The sequence below is a fragment of the Sphingobium lactosutens genome, from assembly GCF_013393185.1.
In the GTDB taxonomy this organism is placed as follows: domain Bacteria; phylum Pseudomonadota; class Alphaproteobacteria; order Sphingomonadales; family Sphingomonadaceae; genus Sphingobium; species Sphingobium lactosutens_A.
The window spans coordinates 132,010-155,400 of the sequence record NZ_QJQX01000073.1; the positions used below are offsets into that span (position 1 = coordinate 132,010).

Here is a 23,391-nt window from a genome sequence, read left to right on the forward strand (position 1 = left end):
CGCGCTCGCCGACCGACTGAAGGCTTATTTCTGTAACATGAGAGGCGCGAACGCCTCCTCCACCAGCTTGGTGCAGAAATATTCCGATATCTTCACGATCCGGTCGCCACGTATCGTGAACAGGAAATGATATTCATTATTGTAGGGCGTGCCGTTGGTCAGCGTCGATTCGCCCCGCACCTCAGCGGACACGCGATCTTCTTCGGCGGTCAGGCTGACGATCTGGAAATCGATCCCGTTCTGGGTGATCGCGCCGAGCGTGCCTGCGGTAGAGAGGATTTCGTCATAGCCTCGTGTCCCTGACATGAAACTGGTGCCGGTCGCGGTCGCCTGCACGTCAGGCGAGAGAATTTGCGCCAGTCCATCGACATCGCCGTGGCCTAAAAACCGAAGGAAATCCCGAACACGTTGTTTGTGCCCTTCCACGTCTGCAGACATCACAATCTCCCATTCTCTTGTGTTTGATTAGGCCAGCACCCGGTGCAGGGGCTTGATGATTCCGCGGAGAATAGACCGGTTCACCCACCATAGGTCAACATGCTTGGACGATGCTGACACGAGTAGCTGTGTCCCACCGATCACACAGGTCGACCCGTGCCTGACAGCCGACTGAAAGTCGTTGACTTATGATACGCGAATATACCATATGCATCCAGCCGACTATTCGGCCAAGAATAACTGGCGAATCTTGGGGAGAATTTTTTTGAAAATCAGCACCATCACCCGCGGATCCCTGATCGTTGCCGGGCTTTTTGCGTCGTCATCCACCATCGCCATGGCCCAGAATGCTGGCACCACCGCAGCGCAGCCACAGAGCGGTCTGGAAGACATTGTCGTCACCGCGCGCAAGCGCGACGAGTCTTCGATCGCCGTGCCCGTCGTCATGACCGCCGTCGGCGCCAGCGAACTTTCTCGCCGTTCCGTCACCAATCTGGACGGCATCGCCCGCATCGTGCCACAGTTGATCATCGCACCGCAGAACGGGTCGGTTCAGGGCGGCAACATCGCGCTGCGCGGCATCAGCGGCCCGGACAGCAACCCTTTCGGCGACCAGGCCGTTTCCTTCAATATCGACGGGGTTCAGATCGCGAAGGCTTCGGTCCGTCGCATGAGCGATACCGACATCGCCCAGGTCGAAGTGCTGAAGGGTCCGCAAGCACTCTTCTATGGCAAGAACAGCCCCGGCGGCGTCGTGTCGCTGCGCACGGCTGATCCGACGAACACTTTCGAAGCGAAAGTCACCGGCGGCTATGAATTCAACGCCGACGAACTGCGCCTTGAAGGCTATGTCTCGGGTCCGCTCACGGACACGTTGGGCGTGCGCGTTGCAGGCTATTATTCGCGCATGCAGGGCGACCTGCACAATGAAGTGCCGAACGGCGCCTATCTCTATCCAGAAGAACAGCGCCTGCCGCACAATCGTGACTATGCTGTCCGCGGCACCCTAAAGTGGGAACCGACCGACAATTTCGACGCCCGGCTGAAGGTCAACCTCGCCCGCACCAAATATGCCGGCCCTGCCCAGGCAGGGGAATTCATCAGCTGCCCATTCGGCGGCCCGCAGTCCGGTTCGGTCGACAATTGCAAGGCGGACGACAAGCTGATCCGTGGCTCCATGGGCCCTGTCGTCGGCACGCTTGACCCGACCTTCAGGGATGGCGAGCCCTATGGCCACCAGCGCCAGATCCTTACCGGCCTGGAACTGAACTACAGCCCGTCGGATGAGGTCAAGCTGACATCCATCACCGGCTATTATGACGTCGACCTGATGCAGGCGGAAAATTACGAGAATGATTATTCGATCGCTCTGCCCAGCCGCAACATCTACAAGGACAAGGAGTTCAGCCAGGAACTGCGCGTCCAGACCGATTATGACGGTCCGCTGAACTTCACTGCAGGCACCTATCTGGGCATCACCAAGGCAGAAACCGGATCGAAGACCTTCGTGTTCGCGGGCGAGGCGAGCGGCCTTGCTTCACTTGCGGCCAACGGCTTGGGCTTCATTCCGCTGCGCACGCCCTTCCAGATCAACAATTATTATTTCGTGCAGAAGGGCACGGCCTATTCGGCGTTCCTGCAGATGAGCTACAAACCGATCGAAAAGATCGAAATCACCGCAGGCGGCCGTTATTCCTATGAAAAGAAACACCTGTCGAAGGTTCTGAACGGCGTCAATGGTGGCGTAGGCTTCGTCACGCCGGTTCAGAACACCTTCGACAATATGGAAGACGTCACCAGCCAGCTGGTCGTCCGCAAGGGGGACTGGAAGGATTTCTCCCCGGAAATCAGCGTCTCCTACCGTCCGAGCCAGGACCTGACGATCTTCGGCAACTACAAGCATGGCTTCCTGTCTGGCGGTTTCAACTCCAGCTCGGTCGACAATATCGCAACGACCAACCTGTCCTACGATCCGCAGACGATCAAGGGCTTCGAAGCGGGCCTGAAAGCTGCGCTGTTTGACCGCACGTTACGCATCAACATGGCGGCCTATACCTACAAGGTCAGCGACCTGCAGGTGGTGAACTTCACCAACGCCAGCTCGACCATCCGCAACGCCGCCTCGACCAAGATCAAGGGCGTCGAAATGGACTTCAATTATCGCACCCCGCTCGATGGTCTGACGGTCCATGGCGCGGCGGCGTACAACAAGGCGAACTATTCCGCCTTCGCGAACGCACCCTGCTATAACGGCCAAACGCCGGCGGAAGGCTGCGTCCTCAACGCCAGCAACGTGCCGGTTCAGGATCTGTCGGGTGCGGAAATTCCGCGTGCGCCAAAGTGGAACCTGTCGGGTGGCTTCGGCTATGAAACGCCGCTGACCGAAGCAATGAAGCTCGGCCTGTCGGTCGATGCGAATTATTCGAGCAGCTTCCTGACCGACTCCACCTCGGCGCCCGATGGCCGTATGCCGAAATATGCGCTGCTCGACGCCTCGCTGCGTGTCAGCGAAGCGGATGACCGTTGGGAAGTCGCGCTGGTCGGCCGTAACCTCACCAACAAATATTATTATGTCGCTTCCACCGACGTGCCCTTCACCGGCAGCGGCACTGGCACCGTCGGCGGCGTGCGCGGCGACCGCTTCGCAGCAGTCAGCCGTGGCCGTGAAGTCATGGTTCGTCTGAGCTACAAGTTCGGCCAGTAAGTCGGACTGACAGTCTGAAATGAAGCGGGCCCGGAGCAAAACTCCGGGCCCGCTTCATTTCAGCCATGACCACAACGCGTCGGCAAAAATGGAGAGCGATCAAAGCCGCGCGCCAATGGACTCCAGCAACATGACCCGAAATTCTGCCATGGTGCGGTCGATCACCGCCGGGGGTTGCGTCAACAACTGGGCCATCGCCACGCCCTGGCTCATCAACAGCGCGATATCGAGGCTGACTTCGACAACCTCGCGGGGAATGTGCCCGTCCAGATTGCGGCGCCAGAACTGCCGGAACTTTTCGGTCAAAGGTCGCTGCAATTCGACCGTTTTGTGCTTCAACACCGGATCGCCGCGGCTGGCGCCCAGCAGGTCATAGACCGCAACAGCGTCGGCGGATGCCGTCAGGGCGACGACATGGTCGTACACGGCCGCCACCCGATCGAGTCCATACACACCGACAGGCACCGAATAGCCGTCGAACGCCTGCGACAGCCGATCGTCCAGTTCTCGGACAGCCGCCAATATCAGTTCCGTCCGGCTGCTGAAATGATGCTGGATCGCACCTCGGGTCAGATTGGCGTCCGCCGCGATCTCGGTCATGCTGGTTGCGGCAATCCCCCGTTCCCGCATGTGGCGGATCGCACTGTCAATCAGGCTCGCGCGCGAATTGGAACTGCGCTCTTCCTGCGATCGACGTGCCACGCCACTCTTTCTGCTGCTTGTGCGTATGTCCATGAACCCCGACTGCCTTGTTCGTTCCCCCTTTACAAGGGCAGGGATAACATACATACATTCACGATAGAATGTAAGTTGCTTGTTCAGGTCCGGCTTCACGGGCAGCGGCAACTAACCTATCCCGGAGAGACGCTCTGATGACCACCGGCACCCTCGAGCCTGATACGTCGTTCGATTTCACCGTACCCACCCTGCTCGCAAATCCCCATGCCGCCCTCGCTGAACTGCGCCAAAGTGGACCGGTGGTGAAAGCCAAGGTGCCCGGCGGCATGGATGCTTATCTCGTCACCAGCTATGCGGCGGTTGCCGAAGCGACCAAACGAACGGAGGATTTCTCCTCCCAGATGGGGCATCTCACAAACCGTCCCAACATGGACAATCAGGAAGCGCTCGCGATCCTGGCGGAGGTGGGCCAGTCCGGATCGGGGCTGCTGCTCGTCTCCGACGATCCAGACCACAAACGTTATCGCGCGCTGGTAAACGCCGTGTTCGCGCAGGGACGGATCGCCAATCTTCAGCCGCTGATCGAACGGATCGTGACGCAGCTGCTGGACGACATGGCACAGAATAGCGAGGCGGACTTCGTCAACGAATTTGCCGTGCTGCTGCCTACCTACGTGATCGCGGACATATTGGGGCTCGACCGCGACCATTGGCATCTGGTGCGCAAATGGTCGGACGCCGCCATCCTGCTTGTCAGCCGCATGGGAACTGCGGAGCAAGAAGTCGAAGCAGCGAAGAATGTCGTCGATTTCATGCGCTTCATCCGGGAGCGGCTGGCGGCACGGCGCCAGCAGCCTGCGGACGACCTGATCTCCAACCTCGTGAATATCGGCATGGACGGCGTCGCACCACTGACCGACGATGAAGCGGCGGCGCTGACGCTGGAGATTGCAGTTGCGGGCAACGAAACCACCCGCAACACGCTAATGAGCGGCCTGATGCAGTTGCTTCGCCATCCCGACCAGATCGAGATACTGCGCAACGACCCATCGCTGGTGGCGAACGCCGTGGAGGAACTGCTGCGCTATGAAACCCCGGCCACCTCCATGTGGCGAATCGCCACGCGTGACACCGAACTGGCGGGCACGGCAATTCCGCAAGGGGCCGCCGTCCTGCTCCGCTTCGATGCGGCCAATCGCGATCCGGCGCGCTTCTACAAGCCCGACCGCTTCGACATCACGCGCAAGGACGCCCGTAACCATGTCGCCTTCGGCGCGCCGGGCATCCACCGCTGCCTTGGCCAGATGCTCGCCCGCAAGGAGCTGGCGATCGCCCTCCCTGCACTATTCGCACGGCTGAAGGACATTCACATCCTGGACAGCAGCGATACGGATTATTGGCCGGGCCTCCTGCATCGCGGTATCACGAGTCTGCGTATCGGTTACAAGGTGAACAGCGAGGCTTGATATTCAGCACTGCGGTTCCGAGACAAATCAGTGTAATTTCGTTTTCAGTCGTAAAGGCTTCGATCATGTCAAATGCTGCGCGCAAATTGGAAATAACAAAGGGTTATGGCACGAAGGACAGGCCCGTCACCCAGGAAGTGTGGAACAAGGAAGCCTTTTTTCCAGACCATATCTCCCTTCGCGTTAACGGCGATATAGAGCCTGACCATCGCCATTTCGATCATAGCATTTATTTTGATCCAAAAATTGCTGCCGCCGAATTTGAGTTCGTGTGGGAAAAGGGTTGGCTGTATATCGGGCGTGACGAAGACCTGCCCGAAGTCGGCGACCGAATGCCGGTCAATGTCGGCCGCCGCTCTTATATGATCGTCCATTCCGCCGAGGACGAGTTCAAGGCCTATTATAACAGCTGCCCACACCGGGGCACCGAACTGTGCGCCACCAAGGAAAATGCCCAGTCGATCCGCTGCCCCTATCACGGATGGGAATGGCAGAATGGCGGCAAACTGAAACGGATTCCCAGCCACTGGGATTTTAAGGAGATCACACCGAATAACGGCAGCCTGCCCGAAGTCCGGCTGGAACGGTGGGGCGGCTTCCTGTTCATCAACGCGGATAAGAATGCGCCGTCGCTGATGGACGCGCTCGGCATGCTCCCTGAACATTTCAAGGAATTTGACTACGCCAACCGCTATACTTACGGCCACTTCCGCCGCGAAATGGACTGTAACTGGAAGGTGGCGCAGGAGGCGTTCCAGGAAGCCTATCATCTTTACGCCACCCATCCCGAAGCCGTCCCCTTCGCCGGCGACGCGCAGGGCAAATATGATGTCTGGGCGACCAAGGGCAGCTATGTCGGTCGGAATTCCACCTATTCCGCCATTCCTTCGGCCCATGCCCCGCTGGATACGGACCCGGTCGCGTCAGCGCAGATGTTCTTGCAGTCCACAGGCGACTGGCACTATCCGGGCCATCCCGTCACTCAGCTCGACCCTGACAAGGATCTGCGCGTGCAGGTCGCCGACTGGATTCGCGGAGCCTACAAAGCGAAGCACGGCATCGACAGCACCGTTCCCGACGCGATCCTGCTCGATTCCCTGCTCTATTTCTTCTACCCTAACAGCTGCTTCTGGCTGTCCGAAGCGGTGCCCTTCACTTACCAGTTCTGGCCGCACGCGACTGATCCGAACAAAAGTTATTTTGAAGTGCGCATGCTCTATCCGGTGAAGGCAGGCGAAAAGCGACCCCCAGCTACGCCGCGCGTCGACATCGGTCCAAATGAGTCTATCTTCGCCGCGATGCAGGACAGGTTTGGCTTCCTCGCTTATATTTTCGATCAGGATTGCGGCAATCTGCCCCGCGTCCAGCGCGGCGCGCATTCGGCCAATATCGAAAATCCGACGACCCATCTTGGCGCCTATCAGGAATCGATCATCCAGCAGTGGAACCTGATCATGCTTGATTCCATCGAGAAGGGCATTGCGGCCAAAGCGGCGGCGGCAGCCTGACAGGCAGGCGCAAGACGTCGGCAAGGATAGGCCGGCGTCGCTTCTCATGGCGTTGGCATGAGCCGCCGAGCCGAAGCCAGAAGCTGAACAACGAAAAGGAGAGGATAGCTGATGCTGACGCCCTATGATGAGTTTCCCGTCCACCAGGCATCCCGCCCGTTCAGTTTCATTCCGTCGACCGACTATAGCTGGGACGACGGCTATTATTTCGGCGTGTTCAACCCAGACGAAGGCATTTTCATCGCGACCGGCGCGCGGGTGAACCCAAACACCGACATGTTCGGCGGCTATGCCTTTCTGAACGACAATGGCATCCATTCGACCACCCGTTTCAATCGCGCATGGCGCCCCAATTTCGACATCGCGATCGGGCCGTGGCGCGTAGCATTCGTGGAACCGCTCAAGAAAATCCGTCTTGTGCTGGAGGATAATGGCAGCGGTCTGTCGTTTGACATTCTCTGGGAAGGGGTTTCGCCTGCTTTCCTAGAGGACCATCATTCGGCGGAAAATCGCGGCCGGCTGACGACGGATCAGACCCGCTATTCGCAGCCGGGCGTGGCCAGCGGCTGGGCCGAATATCAGGGCAAGCGGTATGAGATCACCCCCGACAAATGGTTCGCCGCCCGCGACCATAGCTGGGGACTGTATGCCGAGCGCCCGCCGCTCGCGCCCGTTGCATCCCTGCTGCCGCCACGACAGAAGTCGGGACCGCAGCGCGCGTTGCGCTGGTGGAACTGCTTCGTGGCGGGCGATTATAGCGGCTTCTACCACTTGCACGAAACGCCTGAGGGCGTGCAGGCGAAGATGAACGATGTCTTCGGGACGCCGCTGGGCGGCCATGTGTTCAAGGGCTGGGGCAGCGAGGCGCTGCATTTCACCTCCGCCCGGCACGAGATGCGCTTTGTCGACGGCACCCGGATGCTGACCGGCACGACCATGCATCTGGAGGATGACCAGGGCGGTACATGGCGGATCGACTATGACGTCGCCGCGCCGCCATGGATGGGCCAGACCATGGGCTATCATCCTGGCAGTTGGAAGGATGGGGGCACCTTCCACACCTATCATGGGTCGGAGGAACTGGCGATCGAATGGGACCGGTTCGACTGGTCGCAGCAGCCCTTCACCTACACGCCCTACAGGGTCACGGGAGAACAGGTGGCCACCAATTTCGGCGAGGGCACCGGCATCGAGGACAAGGGCAATGACGGCAAGAAAACCCATGGCGTCGAATATCTGATGCGCGTGACCCTGCACGCGCCCGACGGTTCGGTCCATCGCGGCGCCGCGCAGGTCGAGATGTTCATCAACGGCCGTTACGATCCCTATGGTTTCGAATGAGGCTGGGGCTGGATGACAAGGTTGCGCTCGTATCCGGCGGCAGCGCCGGCATGGGGCGCGCCATCGCGCTGGAACTGGCGGAGGAAGGCGCGGCCGTCATGGTCGTCGCGCGGCGGGAGGAACCGCTGCGCGACACCGTCTCCGAAATAGAGAAATGGGGTGGACGTGCCGCCTGGATCAGCGCGGACATGGCGGTGGAAGCCGACATCCGCCGCGCCGTGGAGCAGACCCGCAGCCTATTCGGCGATCCCGACATCGTCATCGGCAATGTGCGATCGACCCTGCGCTACAGTTTCGACGACGCATCCTATGATGATTTCCGGCAGAGCAATGAACAGGTCGTCCTGTCGCTGGCCATGCTGGCGCGGGAAACCTATCCGGCAATGAAACGGAAAGGCTTTGGCCGCTTCGTCAATCTGGGGTCGGTCTGCGCCAAGGAACCACATCGCTTCTTCGACATCGTCCTGTCCAACACCTATCGCGTCGCGGCGGTGGGGTTGGCGCGCAGCCTGTCAAACGAACTGGCGCCGCATGGCATCACCGTCAACACCATCGCGCCCGGCAGCATCGCCACCGGCCTTAATGAGGAAACCCAGGCCGGCGGCGACCAGGCGCTTCCCCGGCGAGAGGATCCTCCGGTAATCCAGATGGGCCGACACGGACGCCCGGACGAGATTTCGGGGCTTGTCGCGTTCCTCTGTTCGGAACGGGCCAGCTACATCACCGGGCAGACGATCGCCGTCGACGGCGGCTGGACGCGCGGCCTGTTATGAGAAGGAAGGAACAGCATGACCCCACAGGAAATGCTGGCACGCGAAGCGATCCGCTACACGCTCGAACTCTACAACCGGGCGGCCGACACCGCGCACTATGCGCTTCACCATCAGGTCTTCCACCCCGACGCCCTGTTTGAAGTGCAGGGCAAGGGCGAACTGAAGGGGCCGGACACCATCATCGCAATGCTCCATCCGGCGGCCGAACAGCGTGGGGCGTTCGAGAAGGGGAATTTCCAGCGTCACAACCTGACCACGACGATGATCGAGTTCGCCGGGCCGGACAGTGCGCAGGTCGTCACTTATATCATCGTCGTGACGGAACTCGGCATCGATCATAGCGGCCGTTATGATGACGAATTCGTGCGCAGCGGGGACCGCTGGCTGATCATGCGGCGGCACGCGACGATGGAATGGGCGAGGCCGGATTCGCGCTTCACCCGATGGCTGGGGCAGGCAACGCCGGTGGAGAGCAGCGGCGAATAACAAAATGTTCGCCTTGGGCGAGCATCGGGAGAGGTCGAAATGGAAATCACACGCTTTCCGGAATTTGGTTGCTATGCCCTGCCCGGCCATATTTCCGACCCCACTGCCGCGATTGGAGAGATCAGGGACGCCGAACGGCTGGGCTTCGGCTCGGTCTGGATTTCGGAGCGTTTCGCGGCGAAGAATGCCGATGTCCTTTCGGGCGCTGCGGCGATGCTCTCGCCCTCCATGGGGATCGCGTCCGGCCTGATCCAGAATCTGCCGCTGCGTCACCCGATCGTGACCGCAGGCTATGCCGCAACTATGGCGAAGCTGACCGGCGACCGTTTCGCGCTGGGTATCGGGCGTGGAACGGACAGTTTCGCGGACGCCAGCGGAACGCCCCGACTGAATTTCCGCATCATGGAGGATTATATCACGATCCTGCGCCAGCTTTGGCGCGGGGAGACGGTGAATTATGAGGGGCCACTGGGCACCATCGGGGGTCTCCGCCTGGGCGTCGACCTGCCGACGATCCCGCCGATCATCTGCGCGGGCATGGGCGAAAAGACGCTGAAATGGGCCGGTCGCCATGCCGACGGGGTCGTCTTCAATTCGCTCTGGACGCCGCAGGCCGTCGAAAGATCGGCGAAGCTGGTCCGTCAGGGCGCGGAGGAGGCCGGGCGCGATCCCGCCGCGGTGCGCATCTGGACGATATTGGTCACTGCCTGCGACGTGCCGGAAGAGGCTATGCTGAACTATGTCGTGCGCCGCATGAACAGCTATATTCTCTTCCCCGGCATGTTCGACGCTATCTGCGACGCCAATGGCTGGGACAAGGCGGAGGCGGTGCGGCTGCGCGAGACGCTTGACCGGTTCGACAGCCAGCGTCCCGCCGGCACGATGGGCGACGAGAGCACGACCCGCGACCTCGACCAATTGCGCGCGATGGCCGACCTCTATCCCCGAAGCTGGATCGAGGACGGCAATGCCATCGGCACGGGCCGGGACGGCGCAAACGCCGCGCTCGCCCGGCTGAATGCAGGCGCCGACAGCATCCTCTTCCACGGCAGCGCCCCCGCCGAAATGGCCGGCGTGCTTCGGGCCTGGCAGGACATCCGCCCCGGCGGCCTTTCGCCGCGTTCCGTCAATCCAGGCCTCTGATCAGACCATCAGGCCGGGACGCCGATCGTCAGCATCGCCGCCAGCATGGCGGCAACCTCCTTCATCTGCTGAGGCGGCGGCGGATCGCCCCAGGGCAGCAGCAATTGGCGATTGGCGATGAAGTCGATGCAGCAACGGCCGAAGACGCGTTGCCGCATTTTCCAGCTCTCGTCGGAAAGCCCGGCGGCATGGTGCCGCAGGGCGCCGTAAATCCTATGGGTAACGGGCGCGGTCGACGCCGACTCCTGCCACAAAGCGCCCTCGACATCATAATGGAGCAGCGCATAGAGAAAGCGCCCATAGGCCGCCAGTTCATGGCGATCCACGCTCAGCAACAGCGGCTCCAGAATGGTGAGCACCAGCAGAGGCGTGGACGCTGTTTCCGGCGTCGCTCCGCGCTCGTCCAGAAAGGCCTGCCGCAACCCGTCGACATGGGGTCGACGATATTCGAGGACGGCGCGGATCAGGCCATCCCGGTCGCCGAAATGATATTGGGCGGCGAATTTGTTGCGATGCCCTGCCGCCTCCGAAATGTCGCGCAGGGAGGCGGCGGCTATCCCCTGCTCGCCAAACACCCGCTCGGCTTCGAGGATGAGCCGCCTCTTCGCGTCGGGCAGATCGGGTGCGGCGGCAGGGGTTGCATTCATGCGGGCATCTTCAGCTTTCCGGCTCGATATGGCCGTTAATGGTCCGTTCGAAACATCCGTAGCCGCGCACCGAACCATTAAGCAACAGCCCCACCGACTGTTCGGCAAGGACGAGCGTGGGTTTGCCCTCCGTCGAATAGACGCCGACATATTGGTCATTGGGCGACGTCAGCGAGAGATAGGAATCGGTTTGATATTCCGTCGTCTGGATGTCCAGCGCGCCATTTTCATAATGGAGCCGGAAGCTGACCGGATCATGGTCCTTCGCGGCATCGTCGCACCGCCAGGGCAGTTCCAGCCGCGCGGGGAACAGCTTATCGCCTTCATAGACCGCGGCTTCGGAAAACGCGACCTTGCCGTCGCCGCGGGTCATCGCGTCGAACAGCAGGAAGCTGATGCCGTTTTCGAAATAGCCCTGATGCCACTGGTGATTAAGCAGATCCTTATTGTCGCGCGGCCCCAGCGAATGGTCGCGATTGGCGATCGTGTCGATCTCGTAGACCTCGTCGCCCACCTGGATCGTCCCGGTGACGCGGCCGATCTGCTCAATATGGCCGGCTGGCAAAAAGTCCTGCGTGCCGCCGACCTTGTGCAAATCCCAAACATCGGCGTTGGACTCGAAGGTCAGCGCGATCTTCATCGGCGTGCGCGGGCCTTCGGCCACCAGCGCGTCCTTCATGCCCAGCGAGGGCACGCGCCGGATGCCGCCATTATAGCGATAGGTCAGCTTGGCGCCCGGCTCGACGATGCGGATGGCGTAATGCGGGCCGCCCGGCCCATCCTTGGCGGAATTGGCGTTGCCGATTGCGCGCGACGACGCCACCGTGCCGTCGGGCAGGCGCACCACCACCGTTTCGCGGAACATCTCCAGATCCTTGCGCCAGCGGCCGCAGTGCATCCAGAAACCAACCCCGGACTTGGGGTCCTGCCCGGCGAGCAGGAAATTCTCACTCCAGTTCGGCGTGTCGGGAAAGTCGCCTTGCCAGGGATAGTCGTTGACGGGAACGTGGGGCATGCTCTTGCCTTTCTGTCTCTTGATGATCAGCTGATGTCGACCGCCAGTCGGGTCAGGCGCAGCGTGGCTATGCGCCATTCCCCGCCAATGCGGCGATAGGTTTCGTGATAATGGCCATGGCCGCGCATCTCGCGGTAGGGCGCTCCTTCCGGCGCGCGGATGATGTCCGCCATCGCCCAGATGCCGGTGGCATTATCCGCATTTATGACGGTGATCTCGGGCATATAGCCCTGATGGATCGACACCGCCGCATCCAGCGCGCTCCGCAGGAAAGCGACCGCCGCATCGGCTCCACGCACCGGCGGCTCGGCATAGCTGTCGTCGATCTTGCTGGGCGCCAGACCGCCACGCACATCGAAGACAACATCATCGGTGAACAGGGTGCGCAGCCCCGCCCAATCCTTCCCGTCCATGAAGCGGAAATAGCGCGCCTTGAGCAGGCGGATCTGTTCGATCGCGTCGGACATGGCCTTCACCCTCCCCTTTTTCAGAAAGAATCGAGCACGTCGTAATCGTCGATCGCGGTGCCCATGCGCTTGAGGAATTCCACCGTCGTCCGCACCGGCTGCATGTCGGGCATGTCGCCGGTCGGGCACATGGTGATCGTCCAGAAGGCAAAGGCTGTCATCAGCTGCTGACGGACATTGAGGAAAGCCTCGTCGAAATCGATCTTCGGCACACCGTGCCGTTCCATCTCGCTGATATAGAGGCGCAGCAGGTCGGGATGCCATTCCCGGCGCTGCTCGATCGTCAGCGCGGTGGTGGTCGAAAAGGCGAAATCGCGCGACCAGTGGCCGATGGTGGTGAGCTGCCAGTCGTGCAGGCCCATACGGTCGTCCGGCAGGATGAACCAGTTCTTCAGATGCACGTCGCTATGGATCAGCGTGTGGGGCAATTTATTATGGCGCGCTACCGACTTTTCGGTGGCCGGCCACACATCGGCCCGCCGCGCGACGAGCCGCGCGGGCAGGTGCGCCTCGACAGCCTCGAACCCCTTGTCGCAGAAAGCCGGAAAGTCCGGCGCGCCCTGCATCTGGTTCGCCCACCAGACCGGCCAGCTTTTAAACGGCAGCTTTGCCGTACCCAGCGCGTCGCTCTGGTAGAAGCGGCTGTGCAATCCAGCGAGCGTGATCGCCATCTGCTCAGCCTGCTGCCGGGTCAGCGTGGTACGCTCGTCGGGAAAGCGCACGCCCTGCGCCATGTCGTCCATCATGATGAGATAGGCGAAGCTTTCCGGGTCGAAACGGGCGTATCGCGCCTTGGGAGTGGGAATGCCGAGCTCGGGCTGGACCAGTTTATAGAAGTCCGCTTCGGCGCGAGCCGTATCGGATACGCCCAGCACGATCCGGTTTTCCAGCGTCTCGGCTGCTTTGCAGAAGACGGTCGCGGGCAGGCCGGCCGCCTCCCCCGCCGCATTGTAGGACAGAAAGATTCGCCGCCGGTTCGAAGACCCGTCATCTCGCTCGTCGAAGGAAAAGGCGGCCACATGCGCGCCGGGCACATCGGCGCACAGTACATCGTCAAGCCATTCGCGAGTGATGGACACATAGGAAGGCGGCACTTCGTCCGCCCGCGTCACCGGACGGTCGTGCACCTCCGCTTCATACACCTGCCGTACCCGCTCCGCACTGATCTGCATCTTATCTCTCCTGCGACGCTGACTTTGTTCGCGCGGAGATTAAGGCCATTGCCTTAAATCTGTCAAGACGGCGATCCGTTCCGGCCGAAACGCTGGAAGCTGACGCGCGCCTGATCGCTGTCACAGGCCGCGATGAACAGCCGGTTCGCATGCCGGTCGGCCTCCTCGCCCTGCCGTTCGACGGCGAAATAATTCTTGACCGCCGCTACCTGTCCAAGGGGCAGGGCCGCAAACCGCCCGGCGATCGCCATGGCTTCGCCCAACGGATCGTCGGCGACCAGATCGACCAGCCCCGCCTCCGCAGCCTCCGCACCGGAAAGCGTGTCGATGCCGAAAGACAGCCGCCGCGCCCGCGTCCGCCCGGCCCGCATGGTCACGGCTTCCAGACCCCAGGCGGGAAAGAGTCCGATCTGCACCTCCGGCAGGCTCCATTTCGCGTCGGCGGTGCTGACTACAATGTCGCAGGCCGCAGCGAGGGTCAGGCCGCCGCCGATGGCGAAGCCATGGACCGCCGCGATCACCGGGCACGGATGCGCGGTCAGGGCGCGTGCAAGCCGACCGCAATCGGCCTCGAACACGGACCGTTCCGGCATGTCCATCCCAGCCAGCGCAGTGAGGTCGCTGCCTGCGCAGAACCCCCGCCCTTCCCCCACGATGACGATCGCGCCGGCCGCCTGCCCCGCAGTAGACCCGAGCAGATTGAGCACGTCGGCGACAATCGCAACCGACATGGCGTTCCGCTGCTGCGGCCGTGATAGGCGCAACAGGATGACGTCCCCCGGCCCGGGATGCACTTCGACCCTTATGTCCTGGCTATTCATCATCTCTCCTCATGCGACCGGGCAGTTTGATGTCGGCGGCTTCTGCTGACGAGACTCAATCTAGGGGAGAAATATGTGGCGCGAAATCTTATGCACAAACGAACAGGAGCAAGACACGCCGTGCACCGACTCTCATGTGGTCATCATTGAAATCGATGCCCGGCGGGGCGGATCAATCTTCCGGCGCGATCGTGACGCGCAGGCCGTCCAGCGACTCGCTGAAGGTCAGCTGACAGGACAGGCGGCTGGCTTGATTCCGATGATCGGAGCTGTCGAGCAGGTCATTCTCATCGTCGCTGACCGCAGGCAGGCTGTCCGCAAAAGCCGGATCGACGTAGACATGGCAGGTGGCGCAGGAGCAGCAGCCACCGCACAGAGCCAGAAGTTCGTCAAATCCGTTGTCGCGCAGCAGTTCCATCACGGACAGGCCATCCTGTGCCTCGATCGTCTGCTCTTCACCTGAACGATTGACTACGGTCAACTTCGCCATTTGCCCAATCCTTCCTATTTCTCCACCCCCTAAAGAGGGACCAGGCCAAAATCAACTCAGATCGTAAGCTTATGAACTATTTTCCCGTTGCGGCACATCATGATGCCGCATGTGCGACTTGATGATGCCGCATGTGCGACTTGATCACAGCAGCATGTCCTGCAATGGTAAGTCTACGAACAATAATTTTGCTATGCGCCATCGCGCCGAGGAGAGACGACGGGTGAACAATCCAACGCATGTGGCCGGGGATCATACCGGGATCGCGTTCCCGGTCAGCTATGCGGTGCTGGAGGAAGGCGGCGTGTCAGCTTTGACTACGCTTTTCCAACAGACGGAGGCGATCAGCGTCGACAATGCGGTCACGGCCATCATCCATTGGAAGGAATTTTTCGGCGGCGGCATGGGGCGCAAGATCGCGATCGACGTGACCTATGCACGGGAGGAAGGCGCGCCGACCCGCCTGTTCGCCAAGTTCACGCGCGAATTTGGCGATCCGCTGAGGGACCTGTTTTCGCCGGTGATGGATCCCGAGGTCCGCTTTGCCCTGCTGTCGCGCCGTTCCGGCTTTCCGCTGCGGGTGCCGCGCTGCATGTTCGGCGACTATAATGCTGAGTTCAAGACTGGCCTCCTGATCACCGAGCGCATTCCCTATGGATCGGAAGGGATCGAGCCCGCGCTGGAAAAATGTGTCGATTATGAGCTTGCCGACCCGCTCCCCTATTACGAGGCGCAGACGCGCGCGATCGCGGCACTGGCCGCCTATCACCGCGCTGGGCATTTCGGCGACGAGATCGATCAGGAATTTCCGTTCACCCCTACCGACGAAGCGCTGTTGAAGGTCATTCCCTACGATCAGGCACAATTGCAGGCTAAGCTCGCCAAGTTGAAGGATTTTGCTGCGCGCGCGCCGCAACTGCTGCCGGATGGCCTTGCCGATCCCGCTTTTCTGGACGAGTTCGCGGCGGGCGCTGTGCAGGTTCTGGCGAAGGAGGAGACAATCTGGCGGCACCTCTATGCCCGCCGGGAGGCCATTGCGCTGGTCCACTGGAACATGAACCCGGACAATGCCTGGTTCTGGCGCGATGAAGAAGGTATGATGCAATCAGGCCAGCTCGACTGGGGCGGCGTGGCGCAAGCCAATATAGCCCAATCCTATTATGGCATGCTCTGCGCTGGCGAAGCGGACTTCCTGGCACGGCATGACGCGAATCTTCAGGCGCTACTGCTGTCCGAATATACGCGGCTGGGCGGGCCGACGCTGGATGCCGCCGCGTTCTACCAGGACGTGAATCTCGCCATCGCGGTGCTGGGCACCGCCTGGATGCTGGACGCACCGTCGCTGCTGGAAGCGGAGCTGCCGGACTATGCGGACCTCACCGACCGCAGCGACCCGCGCCTCCGCGCGCTTTTCCTCCCGCGCGCCCAGTTGCAACTGCTCACCGTCTTCCTGTCGGAATGGCGACGCAAGGATATTGGCGAGACGGTCGGTCGACTTCCCGGTTGACCAACCTCCCCGCTTACTTGCGACCGCGCCGGAACAGGATGATCAGCAAGAACAGGACGGTCTTGACATTGAGTAGCTTGAACGCGGCACGCGCCTGATCCGGCGTCAGTATCGCGCGCACCGGCAAGGTGCTCATGATCTGGCCTTCGATTAGCAGGTTTCCACCGTCCGGAGACAATTTTTCTACCGTCTTCAGGCTGTCATTATGCTTGATAAACAGTTCCATGAGCAATCCTCTCAATAGTTGGTGAATCCAGTCTTCAGGTTGATCCCAAGCTTCTGATAGATTTTCATCGCCGACGCATGGCCACCCAATGTCGCAAGGCCGCCGGGATAGGTCGTGCAACCGGTCAGGAACAGGCCGTCAATGCCCGGTATCTGATATTGCGACAGTTCCGGCGTGGGGCGGGCGCCCATCAACTGGTCGGCAGTCATGGAAATACCCATGATGTCGCCGCGCCGCATGATGCGGCTGTGCCGGTTATGATCCTCCGGACATTCGATCAGACGTTTCAGTGTCTTCAATCGGTCGATATTCTTCGTGAACTTGCAGAACCAATCGAACAGCGCGTCCCCCGCCCGCTGCTTGTCGACCGCCCATCCGTCCTCCGTCTGATAGGGCGCAAAGCAATAGAGATAGAGGGCGGCCATGCCATCGGGTGCGCGGCTGGGGTCGAAATTGCTCTGCGGCCCACCCAGCGGTTGCAGCACGTCATAGGGAAATTCGTTGCGCCGATAGGCTTCGAATGGCCGCATAAAATTTTCCCAGTCAGGTTCCATGCATTCAACCAGAATCGCCTCATCATAGGCTTCGCCGCCGATCCACTGAATACGCTCCGACAGGGCGATCTGCTGGTTGATCGCGCCATATTCCGACAGCTTGACCGCTGCCGCGCGCGCGGCGATCCCCTTGACGATGCCCGGCACCATCCGGCCCATGTCCCAGGGATGGAGATTGGCGACCATCGCCTTGCGGACGCGGATTTCCTCGCCGCCGTCCGTGATCACGCCGTCGATCCGGCCGCCGCCGCCGAAGAACTGTTCGACCGTGACGCCAGTGCGCAGTTCCCCGCCATGATGTTTCAGGCAGGCGATCATTGCATTGGTCACGCTCTTGGCGCCGCCCACAACCGTCGCCATACAATATTTGTGGACCAGCCCCAGGATCAGATACATGGTCAGGCCCGTGCCCGGATAATCCGGCGCGCTCATCACCTCCTACGCCCATTTCGCCATATGGACCTTCACATGGGGGGATTCGAACCGGGCGTTCAGGAAGTCGATGACATTGCCTTCCAACTCGACGCGGATCTTGCGGCCCTTGGCGCTGTCGTTGAGCAGGCGCATGAAACCCTCATGCGGCATGGGTGGCATGAAGAAGCCGCGCGACAGCAGCGGCAGCAGCTCGTTCGCTTCCTCGACCAGTTGGGTATAAGCGCGCGCATCCCGTTCCGAAATGCGTGCGATCTCCTTCACCGCCCGGTCGAAATCGGTATAGCTGATCAGGCCCGCGCCATTGGGATGAGGCGACGCGAAAGGCGCGGGCGTATAGGCGAATTCCAGGCCGAAGCGCGTCTCCAGCTCCAGCTCATTATCCTTGAGCGCCGGGTTGGCGAGCAGCATGAGATAACCCATGGCATGGCCGTCATGGATGAAGCGCGGATCGGGTTGAACCGACACCACGCCGCCACCACATTGTTCCTCCCGCTCCAGCTCCAGCACCAGCACCGACAGGCCAGCCTTGGCAAGATAGCAGGCGGTGGTCAGCGAATTGCTGCCCGCACCGACGACGACGAAATCATAGGCCATTCATTGTCCTCTCGATGCAGTGGGCAGCAACTGCTCGCGGAAATAGACGTTCGAGCGGGTCGGATCCGACATGCGCTCGATAAAGGGACGGCCCGCAATGGCCGTGACGATCGCCCCTTGAAAGCGAAGAAGAACAGGTCCGGATCGGGCGCGTCCTCACTCGTGCAGCAGACGGACACGATCAGGGGCGCCAGCAGATTGTGGATCGGCTTGACCAGCTTCTGGAAGATATAATCGCTCTGTTCATTCTGCCGTACCAGTTCGCTGAGTACGAATTTGGCGATCAGGGGATTGTCGCAGGTGGCGTCGACCAGCGCTTGATCCGCCTTATCCGCGCCGCCGCTCACGATCCTCCTCACAGGCCCGAGGGCAGACAGAAGATGATCGCGAGGGTGTCGACCGCCGCGTGCCACAGATCGGCCTTCGACCCGAACTGATGCTTGATCAGCGCCGGGTCGACGCCCGCCTGGGCAGCGATGTGCCGTACGCTGGCGCCATCGAAACCCTGGGCCGCAAAAGCCTCCAGCGCGACTGCCAGCAACCGCTCGGCGCCCGTGCCCCCCCCCCGCCCCCACGCCTGTCAGCGCCGGAGATCGCCGCCATCTACCGCGACAATGCGATGCTCATTCGCCTAGGCATGATCCTGGGTCTGGCGGGCATTGCCGGCTTCATCGCGCTGGTCTGCGTCATCACGACGCAGATGCGGCACATGCACACCTCCAGCCGATTGCCGGCTGACCTGCAACTGGGCGCGGGCGCCATCGGCGTGCTGACGTTGATGTTCCCGAACATGGTGCTGGCGATCGCCGCCTTCCGTCCGGAGCGCGACCCCGCCCTGACCCAGATGCTCAACGACATCGCCTGGTTGTTTTTCATCCCCGCCTTCCCGACTTTCCTGGCGCAGTTCGGCGCGATCGCCATCGGCGCGCTGACCGACAAGCGTCCCAACCCCGTCTTTCCGCGCTGGGCCGGTTATCTGAACATCTGGCTCGCGCTGCTGCTGGTGCGAGGCGCCTTCGCCTATATCTTCCGCACCGGCCCGTTTGCATGGAACGGCCTTCTGTCCTTCTGGATCACGGCCTCGGCTTTCTTTGTCTGGCTCATCATCATGACGCCGCTGACGCTCAGCGCGATCAATCGCACCTCTCAAGGCGATACCCATCATGCATGACATAAGATCAGTCCAGCACGCCCACACCAAACGCATCCGCAGCGAGCCCAGCCGCTGGGCGATCCTGTTCGGTCTGGGCTTCATCGGCGTCAAGATCATCGAATATGGCGAGAAGATCGCGGCCGGGATCAATCCGACCACCAACAATTTCTTCATGTTCTACTTCAGCTTCACGGGCATCCATCTGTCGCATGTGACCGCAGGGTTGGGGACTCTGGCCTTCATCCGCACCCGCTGTAACGCGCCCCTCGCTCCCAACGGCATCAAGGCAATCGAGGGATGCGTCCTGTTCTGGCATCTGGTGGATATATTGTGGGTGATCCTGTTCGCCATCCTCTATCTGCATCAGTGAGCGCGTCATGAAGCATGCCATCCAGTCCCCGGTCATGACCTGGGCCATATTCGTCGCGGCTACGCTCGCCTCCTATCTGTGCCAGTTGGAGGCAATGCCGTTCGACCCGCGCATCATAGGGTCGGCGATCCTGGTGATCGCCTTTTCAAGGTGCGGCTGATCGGCCTGTGCTATATGGAGATCGACGAAGCGATCCTGCCGTTGCGCCTCGCCTTCGAGGCGTGGGTCATCGTCGTCGCTGTCGTACTGCTCGTGCTCTTCTGGATCGCGAGATGAAGAAATAGCGCGATCGGGAAATGGCCCGACCGCGCTAGGTGGAGAGAAGGGTCAGGCCGCTTGCGGGATTGTGTCCGGCACGTCCGCAAAGCTCACCCGGATCGGATCCCGCCGCTTGTAGAATTCCAGCGCCTTGGTGATGCGCGCGGGCACCTTCAGCTTCGCCGGGTCATATTAGGGCATCACAAGCCGCAGCATTCGGGCAGCATATACCCAGTTGGCGGCGCGCGAGCCGCTTTTCCCGCTTGATCGAGGCGCGACGCTCCGCCGGCGCCATGTCGGCGCGATAAACCTCCAGCACGATCCGCGTCGCAAGGTCGAACAGCATATGGATGTGCCAGAAGGAATAAGCGAGTCCGGCGAGCCGCACGAAATAATTGCCTGACACGGCCTTGAACGCCTTATGGCAGGTAGCGCAATGCTCGAACTCCTCCGCCACATGCCATTGACGCGACCATGCGTTGATATTGGCGCGGGAAGGGCGGCTGGGTGCCAAGGATATCGCCCGTGCTCTGGGCTTCCGGAACCATGAGAGCTTGCGCCGCGCCTTTCTGAAATGGACGGGCGAGCCATTGGGCCGCTGGCGTGCCGGTCAGCCGGTCAGCCGCCGCAGCGTTAGGGCGAATCCGATGCCTGATCAATGCAACGCGGCGAAGGCGATCTCGATCCATTCACGCAGGCTGTGGCTGTCGTCCACCAGCCAGTGCCGAAAGGCGGTGGTGTAGAGCATCGACACGGCAACGACCTGCGCATGAATTTGAAAGGCCGCGTCCCCTTCCGCGCCGACCCGATCAATGATGAGTTCCGCAAATTCGCGCTGCCAGTCATTGAGTCCCTGATGCATGCGGCGCGCGAGGGCGGGCGTGTCGAAGATCAGCCGGGTCTTTATCCGCGCCGCGTCGCTATGCAGGGACTCCTCCATGGCGAGCGCCTGGTAAGCCCATTTGATCCGCTCCACCGACTCTTTCGGCCCGTCCGCCGAGCGCAGCCGGTTGCGCATAAAGTCCCCCTCCCACCGGTCGACGGAAAGAAATACGATGTCGTCCTTCTTCGCGAAATAACGGAACAGCGTTCGACGGGAGATGCCCGCCTCCTGGGCAAGCTCCGTCATGCTCACAGCATCGAAACCGCGTTCAAGGAACAGCCGGAGCGCAAGTTCTACGATATGCTGGCGCTGAAGGGCGATGCGGCCTTCCGCCCGTTCCGGCCTGTCATCGCGTCGCGCCAAAATGTACGCCTTTCTGCCTTGCAAGACCGCTGTTCGATAGACCAAATCTCGACTTCCACAAGACCCGCATGGAGCTGCAACTGGGGGCGCAGCGGCAAAGAGCATTGCCGCTTCGAAAACGGCCCCACCTGCGGCCGGCGCGATGACTCATAGGCCCCAAGCGGTAAAGATGCCGCATTGTTCAACGTGCGTTGCGGCAGCAAACAGCGCGTCAAAGTTTTTGAAAGCTACGAATTTCCCAATTGTACGATCTGGAGCATTTCCCGCTTTTGATGCGCCGAGACAACCCATTCACATATTGGGATAATTTGGTCCTCCGCCGCCTTCGGGAACGACCCAGTTGATATTCTGGGTGGGATCCTTGATGTCGCACGTCTTGCAATGGACGCAATTCTGCGCGTTGATCTGGAACTTGGGATCGCCCTCTTCCTGACCGACCACTTCATAGACGCCCGCTGGACAGTAGCGCTGCGCCGGCTCGTCATAAAGGGGCAGATTGTAGCTGATCGGAACCGATGGGTCTTTCAGCTGGAGATGGACCGGCTGGTCCTCCTCATGATTGGTGTTGGAGAGGAACACCGACGACAGCCGATCGAAGCTGATCACATTGTCCGGCTTGGGATAGGCGATCTTGCTGGCGTGGTCCTTGGTCCACAGCTTCTCGCAATCGGGCTTGTGCTTCATCGTGAAGGGCAGGCCGATTTTCAGCGTGCGCATCCACATGTCGATGCCCGCCAGCAGCGTGCCGATCGTGTTGCCGAACTTGGCCAGCAGCGGCTCGGCATTCTTCACCAGTTGCAGCTCGTCAGCGATCCAGCTGGAGCGCAGGGTCGCGTCATAGTCGTCGAGCGCATCGCCAGAGCGGTCGGCCTGCACTGCGGCGAACGCTGCCTCGGCCGCCAGCATGCCCGACTTCATCGCGGTATGCGTGCCCTTGATCCGGGGCACGTTCACGAAGCCCGCCGAACAGCCGATCAGCGCGCCGCCGGGGAAGGCCAGTTTCGGGATCGACTGCCAGCCGCCCTCGTTGATCGCGCGTGCGCCATAGGAAACGCGGCGCCCGCCCTCGAGGAATTTGCGGATTTCCGGATGCTGCTTCCATCGCTGGAACTCCTCGAACGGATAGAGATGCGGATTGCGATAGCCCAGCCCCACGACGAAGCCCAGCGCCACCTGGCCATTGGCCTGGTGATAGAGGAAGCCCCCCCCGTAAGCATCGGTCAGCGGCCAGCCCTGCGAGTGAATGACCAGGCCCGGCTTGTGCTTGGCCGGATCGATGTCCCACAATTCCTTCATGCCCAGGCCATAAACCTGCGGCTCGCTGTCCGCGTCGAGCGCGAACTGGCGTTTCAATATCTTGGTCAGGTGGCCGCGCGCCCCTTCGGCGAAGAAGGTGTATTTGGCGTGCAGTTCGAGGCCCGGCTGATAGTCGGGCTTGCGATTGCCCTCGCGGTCGATGCCCATGTCGCCGGTGGCCACGCCCTTCACGCTGCCATCCTCATGGTAGAGGATCTCCGCCGCGGCAAAGCCGGGGAAGATCTCCACGCCCAGCCCCTCGGCCTGCTCGGCCAGCCAGCGGCAGAGGTTACCCAGCGATCCGGTATAGGCGCCCTTGTTGTGCATCCAGCCCGGCGTCAGGAGATGCGGCATCGCGATCTTGCCGGTCTTGGTCAGCATCCAGTGCTGATTGTCGGTGACGGGGGTTTCGGCCAGCGAACAGCCCATGTCGCGCCACTGCGGGATCAGCTCATCCAGCGCCTTGGGATCGATCACTGCGCCCGACAGGATATGGGCGCCGATCTCCGACCCCTTTTCCAGCACGCACACCGCCAGTTCCTGACCCGCATCATTGGCCAACTGCTTGCACCGGATCGCCGCCGACAGTCCCGCAGGCCCACC

The 23,391-nt window shown here is 61.3% G+C and carries 27 protein-coding genes; 11 read left to right on the plus strand and 16 right to left on the minus strand.

What is annotated here, in order from left to right:
• Positions 1 to 24 precede the first annotated feature (24 nt).
• Positions 25 to 438 (minus strand): nuclear transport factor 2 family protein, encoded by a 414-nt coding sequence (locus tag DM806_RS20125; protein WP_179044935.1) that lies wholly within the window; start codon positions 436 to 438, stop codon positions 25 to 27.
• A gap of 265 nt (positions 439 to 703) precedes the next feature.
• Between DM806_RS20125 and DM806_RS20130 the strand changes: the two genes are divergently transcribed.
• The gene (locus tag DM806_RS20130; RefSeq protein ID WP_179044936.1) at positions 704 to 3,142 is read left to right on the plus strand and encodes a TonB-dependent receptor; all 2,439 of its coding nucleotides are present in this window, start codon (positions 704 to 706) and stop codon (positions 3,140 to 3,142) included.
• Positions 3,143 to 3,241: 99 nt separating this feature from the next.
• On the opposite strand, the gene DM806_RS20135 is transcribed toward DM806_RS20130, so the two are convergent.
• Positions 3,242 to 3,844: a TetR/AcrR family transcriptional regulator gene (locus DM806_RS20135; RefSeq protein ID WP_179044937.1), complete on the minus strand. Its 603-nt coding sequence runs from the start codon at positions 3,842 to 3,844 to the stop codon at positions 3,242 to 3,244.
• Between the two features lie 170 nt (positions 3,845 to 4,014).
• On the opposite strand from DM806_RS20135, the gene DM806_RS20140 reads away from it, so the two are divergent.
• The 6 genes from DM806_RS20140 to DM806_RS20165 all read left to right on the plus strand — a co-directional run bounded on the left by DM806_RS20140 (position 4,015) and on the right by DM806_RS20165 (position 10,537).
• Positions 4,015 to 5,286 (plus strand): cytochrome P450, encoded by a 1,272-nt coding sequence (locus tag DM806_RS20140; RefSeq protein ID WP_179044938.1) that lies wholly within the window; start codon positions 4,015 to 4,017, stop codon positions 5,284 to 5,286.
• A gap of 65 nt (positions 5,287 to 5,351) precedes the next feature.
• Positions 5,352 to 6,794 carry an aromatic ring-hydroxylating oxygenase subunit alpha gene (locus DM806_RS20145; RefSeq protein WP_179044939.1) on the plus strand — a complete coding sequence of 481 codons (1,443 nt, stop codon included), beginning with the start codon at positions 5,352 to 5,354 and terminating at the stop codon, positions 6,792 to 6,794.
• A gap of 111 nt (positions 6,795 to 6,905) precedes the next feature.
• Entirely contained in the window at positions 6,906 to 8,135 is a 1,230-nt protein-coding gene (locus tag DM806_RS20150; RefSeq protein ID WP_179044940.1) for a hypothetical protein, read from the plus strand.
• Positions 8,132 to 8,908, plus strand: a complete 777-nt coding sequence (locus DM806_RS20155) for an SDR family NAD(P)-dependent oxidoreductase (RefSeq protein ID WP_179044941.1) — start codon at positions 8,132 to 8,134, stop codon at positions 8,906 to 8,908. The genes DM806_RS20150 and DM806_RS20155 overlap by 4 nt, the downstream gene beginning before the upstream one ends.
• A 15-nt stretch (positions 8,909 to 8,923) precedes the next feature.
• Positions 8,924 to 9,394 (plus strand): nuclear transport factor 2 family protein, encoded by a 471-nt coding sequence (locus tag DM806_RS20160; protein ID WP_179044942.1) that lies wholly within the window; start codon positions 8,924 to 8,926, stop codon positions 9,392 to 9,394.
• 39 nt (positions 9,395 to 9,433) lie between these two features.
• Positions 9,434 to 10,537, plus strand: a complete 1,104-nt coding sequence (locus DM806_RS20165; RefSeq protein WP_179044943.1) for a TIGR03857 family LLM class F420-dependent oxidoreductase — start codon at positions 9,434 to 9,436, stop codon at positions 10,535 to 10,537.
• Positions 10,538 to 10,545: 8 nt separating this feature from the next.
• On the opposite strand, the gene DM806_RS20170 is transcribed toward DM806_RS20165, so the two are convergent.
• From DM806_RS20170 to DM806_RS20195, 6 genes are all read right to left on the minus strand, one after another.
• Positions 10,546 to 11,184, minus strand: a complete 639-nt coding sequence (locus tag DM806_RS20170) for a TetR/AcrR family transcriptional regulator (RefSeq protein ID WP_179044944.1) — start codon at positions 11,182 to 11,184, stop codon at positions 10,546 to 10,548.
• 10 nt (positions 11,185 to 11,194) lie between these two features.
• Positions 11,195 to 12,199, minus strand: coding sequence for a hypothetical protein (locus DM806_RS20175; RefSeq protein ID WP_179044945.1), 1,005 nt, complete (start codon positions 12,197 to 12,199; stop codon positions 11,195 to 11,197).
• 26 nt (positions 12,200 to 12,225) lie between these two features.
• Complete coding sequence (locus DM806_RS20180; protein WP_179044946.1) at positions 12,226 to 12,666, minus strand: nuclear transport factor 2 family protein; 441 nt, start codon at positions 12,664 to 12,666, stop codon at positions 12,226 to 12,228.
• Between the two features lie 20 nt (positions 12,667 to 12,686).
• Complete coding sequence (locus DM806_RS20185) at positions 12,687 to 13,838, minus strand: phosphotransferase family protein (RefSeq protein WP_179044947.1); 1,152 nt, start codon at positions 13,836 to 13,838, stop codon at positions 12,687 to 12,689.
• Between the two features lie 62 nt (positions 13,839 to 13,900).
• Positions 13,901 to 14,659 (minus strand): enoyl-CoA hydratase/isomerase family protein, encoded by a 759-nt coding sequence (locus DM806_RS20190; RefSeq protein ID WP_179044948.1) that lies wholly within the window; start codon positions 14,657 to 14,659, stop codon positions 13,901 to 13,903.
• Between the two features lie 172 nt (positions 14,660 to 14,831).
• On the minus strand, positions 14,832 to 15,149 hold the full coding sequence (locus DM806_RS20195; protein WP_179044949.1) for a 2Fe-2S iron-sulfur cluster-binding protein: 318 nt from the start codon (positions 15,147 to 15,149) through the stop codon (positions 14,832 to 14,834).
• A gap of 223 nt (positions 15,150 to 15,372) precedes the next feature.
• Between DM806_RS20195 and DM806_RS20200 the strand changes: the two genes are divergently transcribed.
• Positions 15,373 to 16,656, plus strand: coding sequence for a hypothetical protein (locus DM806_RS20200; RefSeq protein ID WP_179044950.1), 1,284 nt, complete (start codon positions 15,373 to 15,375; stop codon positions 16,654 to 16,656).
• Between the two features lie 13 nt (positions 16,657 to 16,669).
• Here DM806_RS20200 and DM806_RS20205 read toward each other — a convergent pair whose 3' ends face one another.
• Genes DM806_RS20205 through DM806_RS20225 form a run of 5 tightly spaced genes read right to left on the minus strand, consistent with a single transcriptional unit; the run spans position 16,670 to position 19,006 of the window.
• Positions 16,670 to 16,882 carry a hypothetical protein gene (locus DM806_RS20205; RefSeq protein WP_179044951.1) on the minus strand — a complete coding sequence of 71 codons (213 nt, stop codon included), beginning with the start codon at positions 16,880 to 16,882 and terminating at the stop codon, positions 16,670 to 16,672.
• Positions 16,883 to 16,893: 11 nt separating this feature from the next.
• On the minus strand, positions 16,894 to 17,868 hold the full coding sequence (locus tag DM806_RS20210) for a phytoene desaturase family protein (protein ID WP_179044952.1): 975 nt from the start codon (positions 17,866 to 17,868) through the stop codon (positions 16,894 to 16,896).
• 6 nt (positions 17,869 to 17,874) lie between these two features.
• Complete coding sequence (locus DM806_RS20215; protein ID WP_179044953.1) at positions 17,875 to 18,465, minus strand: phytoene desaturase family protein; 591 nt, start codon at positions 18,463 to 18,465, stop codon at positions 17,875 to 17,877.
• Complete coding sequence (locus tag DM806_RS20220; RefSeq protein ID WP_179044954.1) at positions 18,420 to 18,812, minus strand: hypothetical protein; 393 nt, start codon at positions 18,810 to 18,812, stop codon at positions 18,420 to 18,422. The genes DM806_RS20215 and DM806_RS20220 overlap by 46 nt, the downstream gene beginning before the upstream one ends.
• An 8-nt stretch (positions 18,813 to 18,820) precedes the next feature.
• Complete coding sequence (locus DM806_RS20225) at positions 18,821 to 19,006, minus strand: helix-turn-helix domain-containing protein (protein WP_179044955.1); 186 nt, start codon at positions 19,004 to 19,006, stop codon at positions 18,821 to 18,823.
• 78 nt (positions 19,007 to 19,084) lie between these two features.
• On the opposite strand from DM806_RS20225, the gene DM806_RS20230 reads away from it, so the two are divergent.
• From DM806_RS20230 to DM806_RS20240, 3 genes are read left to right on the plus strand one after another with little or no spacing between them, the layout of a single operon-like run.
• On the plus strand, positions 19,085 to 19,636 hold the full coding sequence (locus DM806_RS20230) for a hypothetical protein (RefSeq protein WP_179044956.1): 552 nt from the start codon (positions 19,085 to 19,087) through the stop codon (positions 19,634 to 19,636).
• The gene (locus DM806_RS20235; protein ID WP_179044957.1) at positions 19,629 to 19,988 is read left to right on the plus strand and encodes a cytochrome c oxidase subunit 3; all 360 of its coding nucleotides are present in this window, start codon (positions 19,629 to 19,631) and stop codon (positions 19,986 to 19,988) included. Before DM806_RS20230 ends, DM806_RS20235 begins: the two co-directional genes overlap by 8 nt.
• A gap of 7 nt (positions 19,989 to 19,995) precedes the next feature.
• Positions 19,996 to 20,148, plus strand: coding sequence for a hypothetical protein (locus DM806_RS20240; protein ID WP_179044958.1), 153 nt, complete (start codon positions 19,996 to 19,998; stop codon positions 20,146 to 20,148).
• Positions 20,149 to 20,433: 285 nt separating this feature from the next.
• On the opposite strand, the gene DM806_RS20245 is transcribed toward DM806_RS20240, so the two are convergent.
• The 3 genes from DM806_RS20245 to DM806_RS20255 all read right to left on the minus strand — a co-directional run.
• The gene (locus DM806_RS20245) at positions 20,434 to 20,760 is read right to left on the minus strand and encodes a metal-dependent hydrolase (protein WP_179044959.1); all 327 of its coding nucleotides are present in this window, start codon (positions 20,758 to 20,760) and stop codon (positions 20,434 to 20,436) included.
• Positions 20,761 to 20,901: 141 nt separating this feature from the next.
• Positions 20,902 to 21,537 (minus strand): TetR family transcriptional regulator, encoded by a 636-nt coding sequence (locus DM806_RS20250; protein ID WP_179044960.1) that lies wholly within the window; start codon positions 21,535 to 21,537, stop codon positions 20,902 to 20,904.
• A gap of 246 nt (positions 21,538 to 21,783) precedes the next feature.
• Positions 21,784 to 23,391: electron transfer flavoprotein-ubiquinone oxidoreductase (locus DM806_RS20255; RefSeq protein WP_179044961.1), on the minus strand; the 1,608-nt coding region annotated here is incomplete at its 5' end.